The organism is Roseateles sp., assembly GCF_965229315.1.
GTDB lineage: Bacteria > Pseudomonadota > Gammaproteobacteria > Burkholderiales > Burkholderiaceae_C > Pelomonas.
In genome coordinates, this window is record NZ_CBDDJA010000002.1 from 4017638 (window position 1) to 4034338 (window position 16701).

The 16701-nt window shown below is 70.9% G+C and carries 11 protein-coding genes; 3 read left to right on the plus strand and 8 right to left on the minus strand.

From position 1 onward, the window contains the following. Positions 1–66: 66 nt before the first annotated feature. The 3 genes from ACO07H_RS23395 to ACO07H_RS23405 all read right to left on the minus strand — a co-directional run bounded on the left by ACO07H_RS23395 (position 67) and on the right by ACO07H_RS23405 (position 5774). Positions 67–1050 (minus strand): AEC family transporter, encoded by a 984-nt coding sequence (locus ACO07H_RS23395; protein ID WP_422018555.1) that lies wholly within the window; start codon positions 1048–1050, stop codon positions 67–69. A 157-nt stretch (positions 1051–1207) separates the two neighbouring features. Next, positions 1208–3103, minus strand: a complete 1896-nt coding sequence (locus tag ACO07H_RS23400) for an ATP-binding protein (RefSeq protein WP_422018556.1) — start codon at positions 3101–3103, stop codon at positions 1208–1210. Positions 3104–3182: 79 nt separating this feature from the next. After that, positions 3183–5774: a DNA topoisomerase III gene (locus ACO07H_RS23405; protein WP_422018557.1), complete on the minus strand. Its 2592-nt coding sequence runs from the start codon at positions 5772–5774 to the stop codon at positions 3183–3185. Between the two features lie 118 nt (positions 5775–5892). On the opposite strand from ACO07H_RS23405, the gene ACO07H_RS23410 reads away from it, so the two are divergent. The 3 genes from ACO07H_RS23410 to ACO07H_RS23420 are packed head-to-tail and all read left to right on the plus strand — an operon-like array spanning position 5893 to position 7758. Continuing rightward, on the plus strand, positions 5893–6366 hold the full coding sequence (locus ACO07H_RS23410) for an SET domain-containing protein (protein ID WP_422018558.1): 474 nt from the start codon (positions 5893–5895) through the stop codon (positions 6364–6366). Between the two features lie 7 nt (positions 6367–6373). Then, on the plus strand, positions 6374–7093 hold the full coding sequence (locus ACO07H_RS23415; protein ID WP_422018559.1) for a biotin--[acetyl-CoA-carboxylase] ligase: 720 nt from the start codon (positions 6374–6376) through the stop codon (positions 7091–7093). Continuing rightward, positions 7093–7758 (plus strand): hypothetical protein, encoded by a 666-nt coding sequence (locus ACO07H_RS23420; RefSeq protein WP_422018560.1) that lies wholly within the window; start codon positions 7093–7095, stop codon positions 7756–7758. The genes ACO07H_RS23415 and ACO07H_RS23420 overlap by 1 nt, the downstream gene beginning before the upstream one ends. On the opposite strand, the gene ACO07H_RS23425 is transcribed toward ACO07H_RS23420, so the two are convergent. From ACO07H_RS23425 to ACO07H_RS23445, 5 genes are all read right to left on the minus strand, one after another. Continuing rightward, positions 7741–9834 carry a S8 family serine peptidase gene (locus ACO07H_RS23425; RefSeq protein WP_422018561.1) on the minus strand — a complete coding sequence of 698 codons (2094 nt, stop codon included), beginning with the start codon at positions 9832–9834 and terminating at the stop codon, positions 7741–7743. The genes ACO07H_RS23420 and ACO07H_RS23425 overlap by 18 nt on opposite strands. Positions 9835–9944: 110 nt before the next feature. After that, positions 9945–11411 (minus strand): CHAD domain-containing protein, encoded by a 1467-nt coding sequence (locus ACO07H_RS23430; protein ID WP_422018562.1) that lies wholly within the window; start codon positions 11409–11411, stop codon positions 9945–9947. Positions 11412–11528: 117 nt separating this feature from the next. Next, positions 11529–13223, minus strand: a complete 1695-nt coding sequence (locus ACO07H_RS23435) for an AMP-binding protein (protein WP_422018563.1) — start codon at positions 13221–13223, stop codon at positions 11529–11531. A 122-nt stretch (positions 13224–13345) separates the two neighbouring features. Continuing rightward, entirely contained in the window at positions 13346–16117 is a 2772-nt protein-coding gene (locus ACO07H_RS23440) for a protein kinase domain-containing protein (RefSeq protein ID WP_422018564.1), read from the minus strand. After that, positions 16117–16701 (minus strand): ECF-type sigma factor, encoded by a 585-nt coding sequence (locus tag ACO07H_RS23445; protein ID WP_422018565.1) that lies wholly within the window; start codon positions 16699–16701, stop codon positions 16117–16119. Before ACO07H_RS23445 ends, ACO07H_RS23440 begins: the two co-directional genes overlap by 1 nt.

A 16701-nucleotide genomic window follows, 5' to 3' on the forward strand; every position in this document is an offset into this window, starting at 1 on the left:
AAGAGCGATGCAGGGATTGGGCGGCAGGCGGGCCACCCGGCAGAAGTGCCGGGAGTCACCACGGCCTCACCAGGGCGACAACCATGCCAGCAGCGCCAGCCACGCCGGCGCGGTGGCGACGTAAAGAATGGTGGAGATGACGGTCGCGGCCGTCACCTCGGCCTCCAGTGCGCGGTAGCGCTGCGCGAAGATCAGCGCGTTGGAGCCGGTGGGCAGCGCCGCGATCATGACGATGACGGCCAGTGGCATGCCGTCCAGGCCCAGTCCCCAGTGCGCGATGCCCAGCACGAGGGCCGGCATCAGCACCAGCTTGGCCGCCACCAGCCCGGCCAGGCCATGCCAGGTGCGCGGCCAGCCGTAGTAGGCCAGCGACATGCCGATCAGCGTCAGGCACAGCGGCACGACGGCCGTGCCCAGGCTCTGCAGCACCTCGTCGGCCACGGCCGGCAGCGCCAGGCCCGTGGCGCTCCACGCCAGGCCCGCCAGCACCGGCAGCACCACCGGGTGGATGACGGTGTTGCGCACGGTCTGCAGCAGCGTCGCGGCGAGGTTGCCGGTGCGGCGTTCGCGTGCCAGGTCCAGCTCGACGAGGGCCGTCAGCAGCGTCAGGATGGACAGCGCATGCAGGCTGACGACCGCGATGTGGATGGCCAGGCCCTGCTCGCCGAACACGCCGGCCGCGACCGGCAGGCCGATCTGCAGCGTGTTGCCGAAGCCCGCCGTGATGGCCTTGATGCTGGGCAGCACGACGTTGTCGCCGGGCTGGCGCCGCCAGCGGTACAGCGCGTACATCAGCGCGATCAGCACCAGCACCGGCACGAAGAACGCGCCCAGGAAGGCCCAGGGCAGCGTGGCGGTGTCCAGCCGCGCCGTGGTGCGGAACAGCAGCGCCGGCACGAAGATGTAGAAGGCGGCGTTGGCCAGCACACGGGCGGGGTCACTGTCGCTGCCGGCCGCGCCGCCGCCCAGCCAGCGCATGCGGCCCACCGCCCAGCCGATGGCCACGGCCACCAGGATCGCCAGCAGCTTGAACGCGATCGCCCAGGTCATCGTGCCCCTCGCCCAGCCCCGCCGCGCTGAACGCCGGCAGGGCTGGTCGGTCCCCCGGGGGGACGGCGATGCTTGCCGGATTGACCGGCAAGCACATCGCCAGCGCGGGCCGGCTTGGGAGCGGCCCGGCGCGCGGCCCGCAACGCAGCGGAGCGCGTCATGCCAGGGGTAGTCTCAACTCGAACGCGAAGGTGCTGCCTTGGCCGGCCGTGCTCTGCACGACGATCTGGCTGCCCATCAGCCGCACGAGCTGCTGGCTGATGGACAGGCCCAGGCCCGTGCCGCCGAGGTGGCGGGAGGCATCTGAGACCTGCTCGAACGCCTGGAACAGGCGCGCCTGCTGGGCCGGCGTCATGCCGATGCCGGTGTCGATGATCTCCAGGCTCAGCCGCACCTGCGTGGCGTCCTGCGCCACGACGCGGGCGGCGAGCTGCACGCTGCCCGTGTCGGTGAACTTGACCGCATTGGCCAGCAGGTTGAGCAGCACCTGGCGCAGGCGCTGGCCATCCACGACCACGCGCGCCGGCAGCGTCGCATCCACGGCCAGCGAGAAATCGAGCTCCTTCTGCTCGGCACGCAGGCGCACGCTGTCGCAGGCCATGTCCAGCAGCGCGCGCAGGTCCACCAGCGCGGGCTTCAGGCTGACCTTGCCAGCCTCGATGCTGGCCATGTCCAGCACGTCGTTGATCAGCTCCAGCAGGTGCAGGCCCGAGTCGCGCATCAGCTGCAGCTTGGCCTGCTGGCCGGCGGGAATGGTGGCGTCCATCTGCATCAGCTGCGTGAAGCCGAGGATGGCGTTCAGCGGCGTGCGGAACTCGTGGCTCATGGTCGCGAGGAAGCGGCCCTTGGCGAAGTTGGCGGCCTCGGCGCGCGCCTTGGCCTCCTGCAGCTCGGCCGTGCGCTCGGCGACGAGGTCTTCGAGATGGTCGCGGTGGCGCGTCAGTTCGGCCTCGGCCTGGCGACGCAGCGAGATGTCGCTGACCATGCCCTCGATGCGGCGCTGGCCGCGCCCGCCGTCGGCCCCCTCGGCCTCCACCCAGTGCGCGTTCAGCTCCACCCACAGCGGCCGGCCCCCGGCGCCGCGCAGCTGCAGCTGGGCCTGCTGGATCTTCCCCTGCTCATTCAGGACGGCCGCCACGCGCAGCATCTCGCGCCGGCCGATGCCGGTCAGCTCGCGCAGGCGCCGGCCCACGGGGCTCTGCACACCCGACCCCAGGCCCAGCATCTGCGTGAAGGCGCGGTTCATGCCCAGCATGCGGCCCTGGGCGTCGGCCTGGAAGATGCCCTCGGTCGCGTTCTCGAACAGGCTGCGGTAGCGGGCCTCGCTGGCACGCAGCCCGTCGGAGCTGAGCTGCACCTGGTCGGCCGCGCTGCGCAGCTTCAGGCTCATGGCGTTGAAGCGCTTCGTCAGCTCGCCGATCTCGTCGCCGCGTTCCACCGGTTCCTGCGCGCCCAGGTCGCCCTTGGCCACCCGCTGGGCGAGCGCGCCGAGCCGCGCGACCGGCCGTCGCACCAGGAAGTGCACCAGCAGCGAGCTGGCGATGACGATGCCCGCCATCACGACGGCCAGCAGCTCCACGACGAACAGCCGCGTGCGGCTGATCTGCTCGTCGATGAGCTCGCGCGTGTAGACCAGCACGGCGGTGGCGACCTGCGTGCCGGGCGCATCTGCCGCGGGCTGGTAGGTGATGCCGAACTCGCGCCTGAGCTGTGCGCTGTCCGGCCCGCTGGCCGGTGTGCTGCGCACGCGCTGCGTCTTGCCGCCGTGCAGGCCCAGCCCCTGGAGCTCGATGGCCTGCACCTCGGGGTCGGCCATGACGGCGTCGAGCAGGTTCTCGATGGCGACGTGGTCCAGGTTCCAGATCGGGCCGGCGAAGCTGCGTTCGATGAGGCCGGCCATGCGCGACTCGCGCTGGCGCAGCGACGCCATCAGCTCGTCCTCCTCGTGGCTGGTCCAGTACCAGCCGACCGCCAGCACCAGCAGGCTGGCGACCAGCGCGATGCCGGCGGTCATGCGCGTCTGTATTCCGATGTTGATCGGCGTCAACGCCATCCCCTGCCCTCCCTCAGCGGCCTGCCCAGGCCCGGCGCGGCGAGCATAAGTCCTGCAGCCCGTGCGCCAGGAACGCCGGTCAAGCCTTGGCCGACGTCTTTTTCGCGGCGGCCTTCTTCGCCGGCGGCGCCTTGGCCGCGCGCGGCTCGAACTCGAAGATGACCTTGCCTTCCTTCTTGTCGTAGGCCAGGAAGGCCTTGAACTTGCGGCGGGTCTTGTTGGAGACGAAGTTCTCCAGCAGGTCGGTCTTGCCCGTGCTCAGCAGCTTGTGCACCTGCGCCGGCTCGATGGGCTGGGTCAGGATGACCTTGCCGGTCTTGAAGTCGCAGGTCACCTTGTCGCCCACGGCGTGCTCGCAGACGTAGTTGCTGCCGTGCTCGTAGACATGGCCGGCGCACTTGGGGCAGGCGCCCAGCGAGTTCTGGCCGCTGAAGTCCACCGGCTCGCCGTCGCCTTCGGCCTTCTTGGCGTCCTCGCCGAAGTCGAACTCCAGCTTCCAGTTGTCGATCTCGGGGTCGAACACCAGCGCCAGCTCGGCCGTGAACGGCCAGCCCGCCTTGGAGCGGAAGCCCTCCAGCGGACCGATCTTCTTATTCGCCAGGAAGGTCTCGACCTCGTTCAACTCGAAGCTGCGCCCGCCCGGGATCTTGCCGATGGAGAAGCCGCAGGCGTCGCTGCCGTCGCCATGCTGGCCGGTGCAGGTGAAGCGGCGGTAGTTCTCCTTGACGACGCCGCTGCACTTGGGGCACGGCGTCTTCAGCGTCGCGTAGTCGCCCGGGATGGTGTCGCGGTCATAGCCCTTGGCCTTGGCGACCATCTTCTCGGTCATGGCCGCGATCTCGGCCATGAAGACCTCGCGCTTGAGCTTGCCCTTTTCCATCTGGGCCAGCTTGCTTTCCCAGTCGCCGGTCAGCTCAGGTCTCGTCAGGTCTTCCACCTCCAGGCCGCGCAGCAGCGTCATCAGCTGGAAGGCCTTGGCCGTGGGAATCAGCTCGCGGCCTTCGCGCAGCATGTACTTCTCGCTGATCAGGCCTTCGATGGTCGCCGCGCGCGTGGCCGGCGTGCCCAGGCCCTTCTCGGCCATGGCCTCGCGCAGCTCGTCGTCGTCGATGAGCTTGCCGGCGCCTTCCATTGCGCTCAGCAGCGTCGCCTCGGTGTAGCGCGCCGGCGGCTTGGTCTGCAGCGCCTTCACGTCCACGCTCTCGGTGCGCACGACCTCGCCGGTCTGCACCGGCACGAGGTTGGCGTCCTCGTCGTCCACGTCCTTGCCGTAGACGGCCAGCCAGCCCGGCTTGACGAGCACCTTGCCGTTGGTCTGGAAATGGTGCTTGTCCAGCACTTTGGAGATGCGCGTCGTGACCAGGAACTCGGCCGGCGGAAAGAACACGCCGAGGAAGCGCTTGACCACCATGTCGTACAGCTTGGCCTCGATCTCGGTCAGCGCCTTGGGCGCCTGCAGCGTCGGGATGATGGCGAAGTGGTCCGACACCTTGGCGTTGTCGAACACCTTCTTGGTCGGCTTGATGTAGCCCTCCTTCAGCGCCTTGGCCGCATGCTGCGACAGCGCGCTCAAGGGGCCAGGCAGGTCTTCCGTCGCCAGCATCTTGGCCGTGTCCTTGGCGACGGCCAGGTAGTCCTCGGGCAGGAAGCGCGAGTCCGTCCGCGGGTAGGTCAGCACCTTGTGCTTCTCGTACAGCGCCTGCGCGATGGACAGCGTCGTCTTGGCCGAGAAACCGAAGCGCGAGTTGGCCTCGCGCTGCAGCGTCGTCAGGTCGTACAGCCCGCCGCAGCTGGTCGTGCTGGGCTTGCTCTCCTCAGTCACCGTGGCCGGCTTGCCGAGCACCGCCTTGGCGATGGCCTCGGCGTCGGCCGCGTTCCACATCCGGTCGGCGCGGCGCTCCAGGTCGTCGTTCTTCTTCCAGGCGGGGTCGAACCACTTGCCTTCGTACTGGCCGGCCTGGGCGTCGAAGTTGGCGCGCAGCTCCCAGTAGTCGCGGGCGACGTGCTTGCGGATCTTCTCTTCCCGCTCGACCACGACCGACAGCGTCGGCGTCTGCACGCGGCCCACGGTGGTCAGGAAGAAGCCACCGTCGCGCGAGTTGAACGCGGTCATCGCCCGCGTGCCGTTGATGCCCACCAGCCAGTCGGCCTCGGAGCGGCAGCGCGCGGCGTCGGCCAGCGGCAGCATCTGCTCGTCGCTGCGCAGCTTCTCGAAGCCGTCGCGGATGGCCGCGGGCGTCATGGACTGCAGCCACAGCCGCTGGATGGGCTTGTTCAGCGGCCCCTTGGCCGGCGTCGCGTACTGCTCGATCAAACGGAAGATCAGCTCGCCCTCGCGGCCCGCGTCGCAGGCATTGATCAGTGCTGTCACGTCCTTGCGGCGGATCAGCTTGGTCAGCGCGTTCAGCCGCCCCTTGTTCTTGTCGATGGGGTTGAGGTCGAAGTGCGGCGGGATGACAGGGAGGTTGTTGAAGCTCCACTTGCCGCGCTTGACGTCGAACTCTTCCGGCGCCGCGATCTCGACCAGGTGCCCCACCGCGGAGCTGACGACGTAGGTCTCGTTCTCGAAGTGGTCGTCGTGCTTGTCGAACTTGCCCGCCACGGGGGTCAGCGCGCGGACGATGTCCTGTGCGACGGAAGGCTTCTCGGCAATGATCAGGGTCTTGCTCATCAGGTCGTGTCTCTCGGTCTTCCCTAGGGCGGGGGACTCAAAATCCCCTGCCTACAATCCGGGCCTCGCGCACGCACACACGCACGCGCACCCATGAATTCACCGTACCACAGCGCCGATGACCGCCAAATCCCCGCGCCCTGCCCCACGCCGCAAGATCGAGGTCCGTGACTCCGGCGTGCACGGCCGCGGGGTCTACGCGGTGGCGCCCATCGCCGCCGGCGCGCGCATCATCGAGTACACCGGCGAGCGCATCTCATGGGCGGTGGCCGAGGCGCGCCACCCGCACGACCCCGCGCAGCCCCACCACACCTTCTATTTCCACCTGGACACCGGCGAGGTCATCGACGCGCTGCATGGCGGCAACAACGCGCGCTGGATCAACCACGCCTGCGAGCCCAACTGCGAGGCCGAGGAAGTCGACGGCCGCGTCTTCATCAAGGCGCTGCGCGACCTGGCGCCGGGCGAGGAACTGTTCTACGACTACGGCCTGGTGCTGGACGAGCGCCACACGGCCAAGGTCAAGAAGCAGTTCGCCTGCTGGTGTGGCGCGCTGACCTGCCGCGGCACCATGCTCGCGCCGAAACGCTGAAGACGCTGTGGAACGCCGCCACCTCGCCGAATGCGGCTCGACCAACACCGAGGCGCTGCAACACCTGCGTGACGGCGGCGGCCCGCTGGTGCTGTCGGCCAGCCGCCAGACCGCCGGCCGCGGCCGCCTGGGCCGGGCCTGGCAGTCGGACGATGCAGCGCTGACGTTCTCTGTCGCCTTCGCGCTGCCCGCCGAACTGGACCTGTCCGGCCTTTCGCTGGCCGTGGGCTGCACGGTGGCCGATGTGCTGGACCCGTCGGGCGAGCGCATCCGCCTGAAGTGGCCCAACGACCTGTTCCTGGACGGCGCCAAGCTGGGCGGCATCCTCATCGAGACCGTGCCCTTGCCGGCCGAGCGCCGCGGCGTGGTCATCGGCATCGGCATCAACCTGCTGCCGCTGCCGGCCGACGTGGACCGCAGCGCCTTCGCCAGCGGCCACGCGGCGCTGCAGGCCCTGCACCCGGCCGCCACGGCCGCCGCAACGCTGGACCGCCTCGCGCCCGCGCTGCAGGCGATGCTGGCGGACTTCGGCACGCTGGGCTTTGCACCCTGGCAGCCGGCCTTTGCGCGCCGCGACCTCGCCGCGGATCAGCGCGTGCGCGTGGGCGAGCAGCCGGGCGTCGCGCGCGGCGTGTCGGCGCGTGGTGAGCTGCTGCTGGAGACCGCGGCCGGCCTCGTGCCCGTCAGCGGCGGCGAGTTGAGCCTGCGACTGGAGACCCCCCCGTGATGCGCGTGCTGGTGATCGTGCTGCTGGCCGTCAACGGCCTGTTCTTCGCCTGGTCGCGCGGCTGGCTGGACACGGCGACCGGCCTGCCCGTCGACGGGGGCCGCGAGCCGCAGCGACTGGCGGCCCAGCAGCATCCCGAGCGCATCCAGCCGCTGGCGGCCAGTGCCGTGGCTGCGTTGAGCCAGCGCAGCTGCCTGGAGCTGGGTCCGCTGGACGGCGACGCCGCACTGGCCGCCGCGCTGGCGGCGCTGCGCGCCACGGGCGCCGAGCCGCAGGTGCGCAGCAGCGAGCTGCCGGGCGTGTGGGGGGTGGCGACCATCAAGCTCGCCGACCCGGACTTCCGCGCCCGCAAGGAAGCCACCTATCGGCAGCTCAAGCTCGCCTTCGAGCCACTGGAGGGCCTGCCCGCCGAGCAGCCCGCCTTCGTGCTCAGCCGCCACCCCAGCCAAGCCGAGGCCGCAGCCGCCCTGGCGGCACTGGACAGGCGCGGCCTCAAGGGCCTGCGCGTGCTGGCGCTGAAGGCGCCGCAGTCCCGCCACAGCCTCGTGCTGGCGCAGGCCGACGGCCTGCTGGCGGCCAAGCTCAAGGGCTCCCGGGACCCGGCGCTGGCTGTGGGCTTCAAGACCTGCAGCGCCGCCCCGGCCGCGTCAGCGGCCTCGCACTGAACGAACGGCAACAGGCTCAGGCTTGCGGCGCGGCCGCAGCGCCAGCGCCGCAGTGGCCAGCAGCGCCAGCCACACGGCGCTCATGGCACCACCGCCACCACCGCTGCTGTCGGTGGGCGTCGTCGTGCTGCCGCCGCTCGTCGCGGCCGCCGCGGCTGTGACGATGGCCGTCTGCGTGTAGACCGTACCGAAGTTGTCCGTCGAATCCGCTCGGACTGTGAACGTGCCAGCACCGGAGGGCACGACAGTTGCCGTAGTCGTGTTCGTGGACGCGAAGCTGCTCACGACACCTCCGCCGGACACTACGGTCCATGCAGTCGATGCAATCGTCCGATTGCTAGGCAGTCCGATGGCATTAGCTGTCAACGTCAGCGTCTGTCCAGCCGTCAGGCCTCTGGCGGGAGATTCCGTGATCGTTACGGCCCCGCCACTCAATGCCAGCGCGGCCGCGACTGCAGCGCTCGCGTCCACCATGCCCGCGCCGCAAGTGCTGGTCGTGCAATAGCACTCGTCCTGCACCGTCGAACGCGGCGCCGCGCATTGCAAGGGGTTGGGGTTACTGCCACTGCCCGTGGTTGGAAATGCCCGCGCAGTGCTTCTCAAAATGGATATCGCTTCAGCCGACGTGAGGCCAGGTCGCACCGAGGCCATGAGCCCAACGATGCCGCTGACGATGGGGGCAGAAAAACTCGTGCCAACCGACGACTGGCTACCCGTGTAAGCGTCATCGGCGACCACCGGCGTCGTCGTACCACTATTGGTTACGCTGATCATCGGGTACAGGCAGGGCTGGTTGGTGCCGGTGTTGATGCAGTTACCCCCAGGCGCCGAGATGGTCACCTCCGGGCCCAGGCTGGAGAAGCCGACCTTGGTGCCGACGTGGCGCAGCGCCGCCACCGTGACGACGTTGGGGCAGTTGCCCGGCAGGCCCACGGCCAACCCTTCGGAGTTACCAGCCGCGACGACGATGGTGGCGCCCGTCGCGTTGACCTCTGCAATGACGTCGCGGTACAACTTACCTGTGCCGGTAGTGCCGCAGGTGCCGCTGCCACCGAGGCTCATGTTCAGCACCTTGGCCTTGTTGGCGTTGATCGGCATGCCCGGGATAGAGATGCCCACTGCCCATCTCATGCCCACAATGATGTCGCTGTCGTAGCCGCCGCACTTGCCAAGCACGCGCACCGGCAGGATCTTGAACCGCCCGACACCCGCCATACCCAGCGTGTTATTGGTACTTGCGGCGATCAGGCCCGACACGCGCGTGCCGTGCCAGGAGCTGTTGCTGATGTCGGCGGTCGTGCAGCCGCTGCCCAGCGTGCCGGCCGCGATGTCGGCCTGCGATACCCAGTCACCGGGATCGGACGGGTCGGCGTCCGGGCCGTCGCCGTCGTTGGCGATGGCGACCGCCGTCGCCGACGAAGACGTGCCGTAGCCGATCATGTCGTAGCCGCTGACGAACTGCCCCGCTAGGTCTGGATGGTCCATGCGAACGCCGGTGTCGATTACCGCAATGACAACGCCGGAAGAGCCTGGGGTGATATCCCACGCAGCTGGCGCGTTGATGCTGGACACGACTGCAGTGTTCGTTGCGGTGGCTGGCGCCTTCAGGTACCACTGGTCGATGGTGCGGCTCTGAGCACCGCTGACCGTCGTCTCGGCGTTCACCGTGGCGCCGCCGAACAGCGGGTCGTTGGGCAGCAGCGTGTGCTTGCGGCGCTCGTCCACGGCCACCAGCTCGACCTCGGGGTCGGCCGCCAGGCGCCTGGCGAGCTGCGCGCCGGTCAGGCCGTGGGCGAAGAGCACGTGCGTGCGGTCATCCAGGCTCAGGCCGGCCGCCAGGCGCTGCCCGGTGCGCAGGCCCAGCGCGGTGGCGCGCGTCTGCGCCACGTCGTGCGCCTCGGCGCGGCTGGCCCGCACGCTGAGCGCCTTGGCGCGCACGCTGTCCGCCTGGGGCTTGAAGCGCACGATGACGCGGGCTTCGGTGTCGGCCACGCTCTGGGCCGACACGGGCGCAGACGGCAGCAGGCAGGGCATCGCGACGGCGGCGGCGATCAGCAACGGTCGCAGGGACTTCATGGCGGCGGGCTCGTGCGGTGCAGGGCTGGCCAGTTTAGGGCGGCGTGTGGGCACGGCCATGTCAAACGATGTTGCCCGCAAGTGAAGCGCAAGCCAGCCTTAAAACAAGTTCACACAGCGGCGCCTTGCATGAGTTCGACGCGGGCCTGCTCGCGGGCCTCGGCCAGCCGCGCCGTCACCCAGCCGACCGCGAACCAGGCGGCCGGGTCGCGGGCCACCAGGGCCTGGTAGCCATCGCGGGCGGTGTGCAGATCGTTGACTTCGCCCAGCACCCGCTGGGCCGTGGCCCATGTCTTCATCTGGCGGGCGGTGCGCTTCTTCGGCAGCAGCGGCGCGAAGAACTCGAGGGCGTAGCGCTGGCGTTTCACGTCCTTGCGCAGTTCGTGCAGCGCCGGCAGGTCCAGCTCGTCGAAGGCCTGGCAGCGCTGCACGATGCGCCGGTGCCAGCGGCGCAGGCGGTGGCGCGCGAGGTGCTTCAGCGAGCCTGGCGGCGTTTCGCCCGGTGCCAGGCCGGCGCGCCAGGCGATGCAGGCCAGCAGCAGCCGCTGCGTGGCGTCACCGCGGATCAGCGCCGGCAGGTCGGGCAGGTCAGGCAGATGGGGCACTTCGCTGGTCAGCGGCGGCGCACCGGCCCGCGCCAGCTCGGCCGCCACGCCGCTGTCCAGCACGTCGCGGTCGCGCGCGCGGCCCAGTTCGGCGGACAGCGTGCGCAGCCCCTGCACCAGTTCGGCGGGCGGCTCCGCCACCCAGCCCCGGAAGGCGCGCAGCGCGCTGCGCAGCCGGCGCAGGCCCACGCGCATCTGGTGCACGTGGCCGGGGCGCCGTCCGGCATCGCCCTCGGCCAGCCCGATGGCATTGCGGCTGACGTGGGCCAGGCATTCGTCGAACACCGCGCCGAAGGCGTCCAGCGGCGTGGCGGCGGTGTCGTAGCGCGGCGGCATCGCCTTGCGCAGCGGCGGATGCGGCTCGCCCGCCGCGAGCCGGTGGCCGCGCTCGGCCTTGTTGTGCGGGTCGTAGACCAGGCCGAAACGCTGGCGCCAGCGCGCCACCAGCGCCAGCATCGCGGCGGGCGAGCCGGACACCAGCTCGAACTCGACCTCGCGGATCGGCCGGGCCACGCTGCCCGCCGTGACCCGGCCCTCATCCAGCGCGATGTCGACGACGGCGCCGCGCGTGCGCACGCGCCGCACGAGCCGCCGCACCTCGGTCTGGAAGCGCACGCCCACCGCCTGGCCGTCCTCGTGCGCCTGGCCCAGCAGCTTGAGCAGCTTCTGGCCCGGCGCCGTGGCGGCATGCGCGGCCGGGTCGGGGCTGGCGTCGGGTCGCTCCGCTTCGTGCTCGAAGCGTTCCAGGGCGCCGCCGCCGGCCCCCTTCAGCGCCTGCACCCAGCGCCCGCCTTCGCGGCGCATGCGCCAGGCCAGGCCGGCGCGGGCCAGGCGCTGGTCCGGCGTGTCCAGATAGCTGGCGGTCAGCGCTGCGCGCTGCGCGGTGCCTCGCGCCACCAGCTCGGCTGCGAGCGCCTGCCGCGCCACCGCCGGGACGAGGAACTTCAGCTCGATCTCGGCGTTGTCAGCCATCACGTCCAAGCCAGTTGACCCATGACCCCAGCGGGCCGAGCGCCGGGCCGCTCCCAAGCCGGCCCAGGATAGCGCTGGTGCCCCACCCGTTCAGCGCGTCGCGACGGGGCGAGGGCTTCAATCCCCGAACTGCACCTTCGCCCGCCGGACCGCCCATGCATCGAACTTGGCGCCATAGGCCTCCTCGATGCGGTTGCGCTTGACCTTGAAGGTGGGCGTGATGAAGCCGTTGTCCACCGTCCACGGCGTCTTGATGAGCACCAGCGTGGCCAGCTGCTCGTGCGGGTCCAGCCGCGCGTTGACGGCGTCCAGGTGCTGCGCGAGTTCGGCCTGCAGGCCGGCGGCGTCGCTCGTCGCGCGCTGCAGGCCCTGCGGCGACAGCATCGCGATGCCCAGCGGCTGGCCCATGTTGGCGCCGGCCACGCAGCAGGCCTCGATGGCGGGGTTCATGCCCAGCTTGTCCTCGATGGGTGCGGGCGCGACGTACTTGCCCTTGCTGGTCTTGAACAAGTCCTTCACGCGGCCGGTGATGCGCACGCAGCCATCGGCGTCCTGGCTGGCCTTGTCGCCGGTGCGCAGCCAGCCGTCGGCCGTCAGCGCGTCGGCAGTCAGCGCGGGCTCCTTGTAGTAGCCCAGCATCAGCGCCGGGCTGCGCATCTGCAGCTCACCGCTGGCCGGGTCGATGCGCGTCTGCACGCCGGGGTAGGCCGGGCCCACCGTGCCGAACTGGCGCTTGCCCGGCTCGGTCATGTGCGACAGCGCCAGGTTCTCGGTCATGCCGTAGCCCTCGTTGACGCGCAGGCCCAGCGTCTCGTACCACTCCAGCAGCGCCACCGGCATGGGGGCGGCGCCGCCCACGGCCAGGCGGCACTGGTCCAGCCCCAGCGTCTTCATGATCTTGCGGCGCACCAGGCCGCCGATGAGGGGCAGGCGCAGCAGCCGGTTCAGCTTGGCCGGCGGCATCTTGGCCTGCACGCCCTGCTGGAACTTGACCCACAGCCGCGGCACCGAGAAGAACACCGTCGGGCGCGCGCGCTGCAGATCGGCCGTGAAGGTGTCCAGCGACTCGGCGAAGAAGAGCTGGCAGCCGGTCAGCAGCCAGCCGTGCTCCACCAGCGCGCGCTCGGCCACGTGGGCCAGCGGCAGGTAGGACAGCATGCGGTCCGCGGCGGTCATGTGGAAGCGCTTCATGCCCTCCTCCACCGCCCAGCCGAAGCCGCCGAAGCTGTGCATCACGCCCTTGGGGTTGCCGGTGGTGCCGGAGGTGTAGATCAGCGTGCACAGCTCGTCCGCGCCGCGCAGCGGCTCGCCCTTGAGCGGCTCGGTGCGCGCGCAGATCGCGTCCCAGCCTTCGTAGGCCTGCTTCGCGTCGTCGGGCGACAGCGCGTAGCTCGCACCGGGCAGGGCGGCGGGCACGCCGGGCTTCATGCCCTCCCAGCCGTCGAGCTTGCCGATGAAGACGAAGCGCGCCTCGCTGTGGGCGAGGATCTGCGCGATGGTGCCGGCCGCCAGCGTCGGGTACAGCGGTACCGACACATAACCGGCCATCCAGATGGCCAGGTCGCTCATCAGCCACCAGGCGCAGTTCTTGGACAGGATGGCCACCTTGGCGTCGGCCGGCCAGCCTTCCGCGGCGCCTTTGGCCTTCAGGAACGCGGCCATGCGGCGCACCTGCTCGCCGACCTGGGCCCAGGTGTAGTCCTTGACCTCGGCACCTCCCATGGGCTGCGTCAGCGTGACGCGGTGGGCCGCCGTGCGCTCCCAGTGGTACAGGCGTGGCAGGGCGAGCTGGTCGGCAGCGATGGTGGCCATGGGAGTCTCCTCAACGTTTTTCTAGGGGGGAGCCGCGAAGTTAACCGCGTGTCAAGCGGACACCGCTACGGGAAAACACCTTGCGACGTGACGGGACGCGCGGTATCCGTAGAGAGACTGCTCTAGAACTGACCCGACCAGGACGCGGCGCTGCCCCCCTGGCCCAACTGGGCGCGCAGCGCATCCATCGGATGATGCGGTGCCAGCCACTCGGGCCGCAGAGCATCTGCGCGGGCGAGGGCCTGCGCGGCGTCCGGTGAACGGGCGGCGACCAGGCTGGCCGCGAGGTCCAGCTGGGCGCGCCAATGCGGCAGGCCCTGCGGCGCGGGCAGGCGGTCGAGGTAGGCCACCCGCTCGCGCAGTGCCTGGACACCGTCTTGCGGCCGGCCGCGGGCGCGCTGCAGTTCGCCGTCCAGCTGGCCGACCCGGGTGCGCCAGGCGTCGAAGTTGCGCATCCAGCCCGTGGACTGCATCTGCTGCAGCGGCACCAGGACGTCCTGCGCCAGCGCCAGGTCGTTCAGCACCAGGCCCACGCGCACGATGGCCGTCATGGCGTCCACCCAGGGCGGCCCCGCCGGGATCTTCCCCGAGCGCAGCTCGGCGGCCAGCGTGCGCGCCCGCGGCAGCAACTCCGCCCGCTTCGGCGAGTCCAGCGCTTGGGCCAGCAGGGCCTGCGCTTCGCGTGGCAGGCGCTGGTTGGGGTTGCGCGCCGCGGCCTCTGGCAGGATGGCGGCCAGCTGCGCCTGCGTGCGCACGGCGCCGCTGGCGTCGCCCAGCTCCATCTGGTGCCGGGCCAGATCGTTGTACATGCGCTGGCTGCTCGAATTGCCGCGGCCCAGCAGGGCGTCCATGTCGGCCGCGAGCGCGAGCGCCGCCTCGGTCGTGGCTTGCGGGCGCCCCAGCCTAGCCTGCACCACCCACAACCCCTGGCGCGAGCGCTGCACGAAGCGGGCGCGGTGCGGCGGGGCGTGGGCGCCCGCCTCGACGAGCGGCTGCATCACCGCCTCGGCGTCCAGCCAGCGGCCCTGGTTGGTGCGCAGCACGTAGATGTAGAGGTTGAAGAAGACGTACTCGTAGTCCGTCGGCTTGTAGATCTGCTGCTTCAGCGCCCAGGCCTTCTCGCCCACGGCCTCGGCTTCGTCGAAGCGGCCCAGGTTGGCATAGGCCACGAGCAGCTGATAGAGCAGGTTTTCGTAGTCGCCCTCGCCGGCCTTCGGCGGTAGCTTGGGCAGCACGCGCTCGCCGATCTCCACCACCTCCATCGGCGAGCCGATGGCGGTGAAGGCGCGGGCCAGGCGCAGCTGCGAGGCGATGGTGCGCGGGTCGTCGTCGCCCCACAACCGGCCGTGCACCTCGACGAGGTCACGGTACAGCGGGATGGAGATGTCCTGCCGGTTCATGTCGTCGTAGGTGGAGGCCATGACCTCCAGCACGCGGGCATAGGTCAGGTCGTCGTGCGCGAAGCGCTCCCTGAGCTCGACACGGCTCTTCTCCAGCAGGTCGAAGATGTTGGGAATGCGGCCGCCGTGCCTCTCGGGGTTGGCCGAGGCGAGCAGGTCCGTCAGGTAGTGCGTGACCTCCTCGCTCTGCCGCGCCGCGGCCTGGGCCTCGTCCCGTTGCCACAGGCTCACGCCCAGCCCCAGGCTCAGCGCTGCCAGCACGAGCGCGCCGCCGGCGGCCAGCGCGGCATTGCGCCGCACCCACAGGTGCATGCGGTGGCGCCAGTCCTCGGCGCGCACGCTGACGGGGCGCTGCCGCAACCAGCGTTCCAGGTCCTCCACGAAGCTGCCCACGCTGGCGTAGCGCTCCTCGGGGTTCTTGCGCATGGCCTTGGCGGCCACGGCCTCCAGGTCGCCTGCGGCCTTGCGCGCATCGGGCGGCCGCCCGGGGCCGGCATCGCCATCGCCCAGGTCCGGCGCCTCCAGCGCCTGCGTGATGCGCCGCGCCTCGGTGTGCAGCACGTCGTGCTCCAGCGCCGTGCGCCCGCGCCCCTGGCGGCCGAACGGCAGCTGGCCGCTGGCCAGCTCGTACAGCATGACGCCCAGCGAATAGATGTCCGCCGCGACGCCGATGCCGTCGCCGGTGATCTGCTCCGGCGCGGCATAGGCCGGCGTCAGGCGGCGGCCGGTCACCTGCGTGAGCTGGCTGTCGGCCTGCTGGCCCGAGTCGTCCAGCAGGCCCGCGATGCCGAAATCCAGCAGCTTGGTGCCGCCGCTCTCGTCCAGCATCACGTTGCTGGGCTTGAGGTCGCGGTGCACGATGAGCTGGGCGTGCGCATGCTCCACGGCACGCGCCACCTCGATGAGCAGCCTGACGCGCCCGGCCAGCGGCAGCTTGTGCTCGCGCACATGCTCCGACAGCGTCTTGCCGGCCACGTACTCCAGCACCAGGAAGGCGCGGCCGTGCTGCTCACCGGCGTCCAGCAGCCGGGCGATGTTGGGGTGCGTCAGCCGGCCGAGCAGCGCGCGCTCGCGGGCGAAGCGGGCCGCGAGGCCGGGACTGGTGAGGTCTTCGCGCAGCAGCTTGATCGCCGCCTCGCCCTGGTACAGCCCGTCGGCACGTTCGGCACGCCACACCTGGCCCATGCCGCCCTCGCCCAGCAGCTCGGCCAGGCACCACGCGCCCAGGCGGTCGCCCGGCTGCGGCAGCGGCACGGCCGAGGGCCCAGGGGTGCCCAGCGCAGCGGCCAGGCCGGCGTCGTAGCCGGGCACGTCCAGCACGACGGTGGCATCGTCGTCCGGCAGCGAGGCCAGCATGCGTGCCAGCCGCGCGGCCAGCTCGGGCGGCTGCACGGCGCCCAGGCGCCGCGCGCGTTCGGGTGCCGGCAGGTCGGCCAGCTCGTCGAACAGCGCCGAGAGACGCTGCCAGTCGGCCGCCTGCAAGCCGGCGTCCATCAATACACCGTGTCGGGGCGGTCGCCGAGCAGCTCCTGCAGCAGCGCACGCGCCTTCAGCAGCTCGCGGTTGACGGTGCGCGTGGAGAGCTGGCGCAGCGCCGCGACCTCGGCGATGGACAGGCCGGCGAAGCCGACCATCTCGATCAGCTCGTACAGCCCGGTGTCCAGCTCGCGCATGCGCGCCAGCGCCTGGTCCAGGCCGATCAGGTCCACGGCCTGGCTCTGCACGGCGGCCACGTCGCTGGCGGCGGACAGCGTGACCATCACCGAGTCGCCGCCGCGTTTGTCGCGGCCCTCGGTGCGCAGGTGGTCGATGACGACCGAGCGCAGCACGCGGCCCACGTACGAGAAGAACTGGCCGCGCGTCTCGCCCTGCAGGCCCTGCTGGTCAGCCATGCGCAGGAAGCCCTCGTGCACGAGCGCCGTCGTGTTCAGCCCGGCCGCGTGCCCGGACTGCGCCAGGCGGATGCGGGCGACACGCTTGATCTCGGGGTACAGCAGCGCGTAGAGCTGCTGCAGCGACGCGGCGTCGCCCCGCGACGTGCCGGCGAGCAGCTCGGTGATCGGGGCGCCCACCGTCAC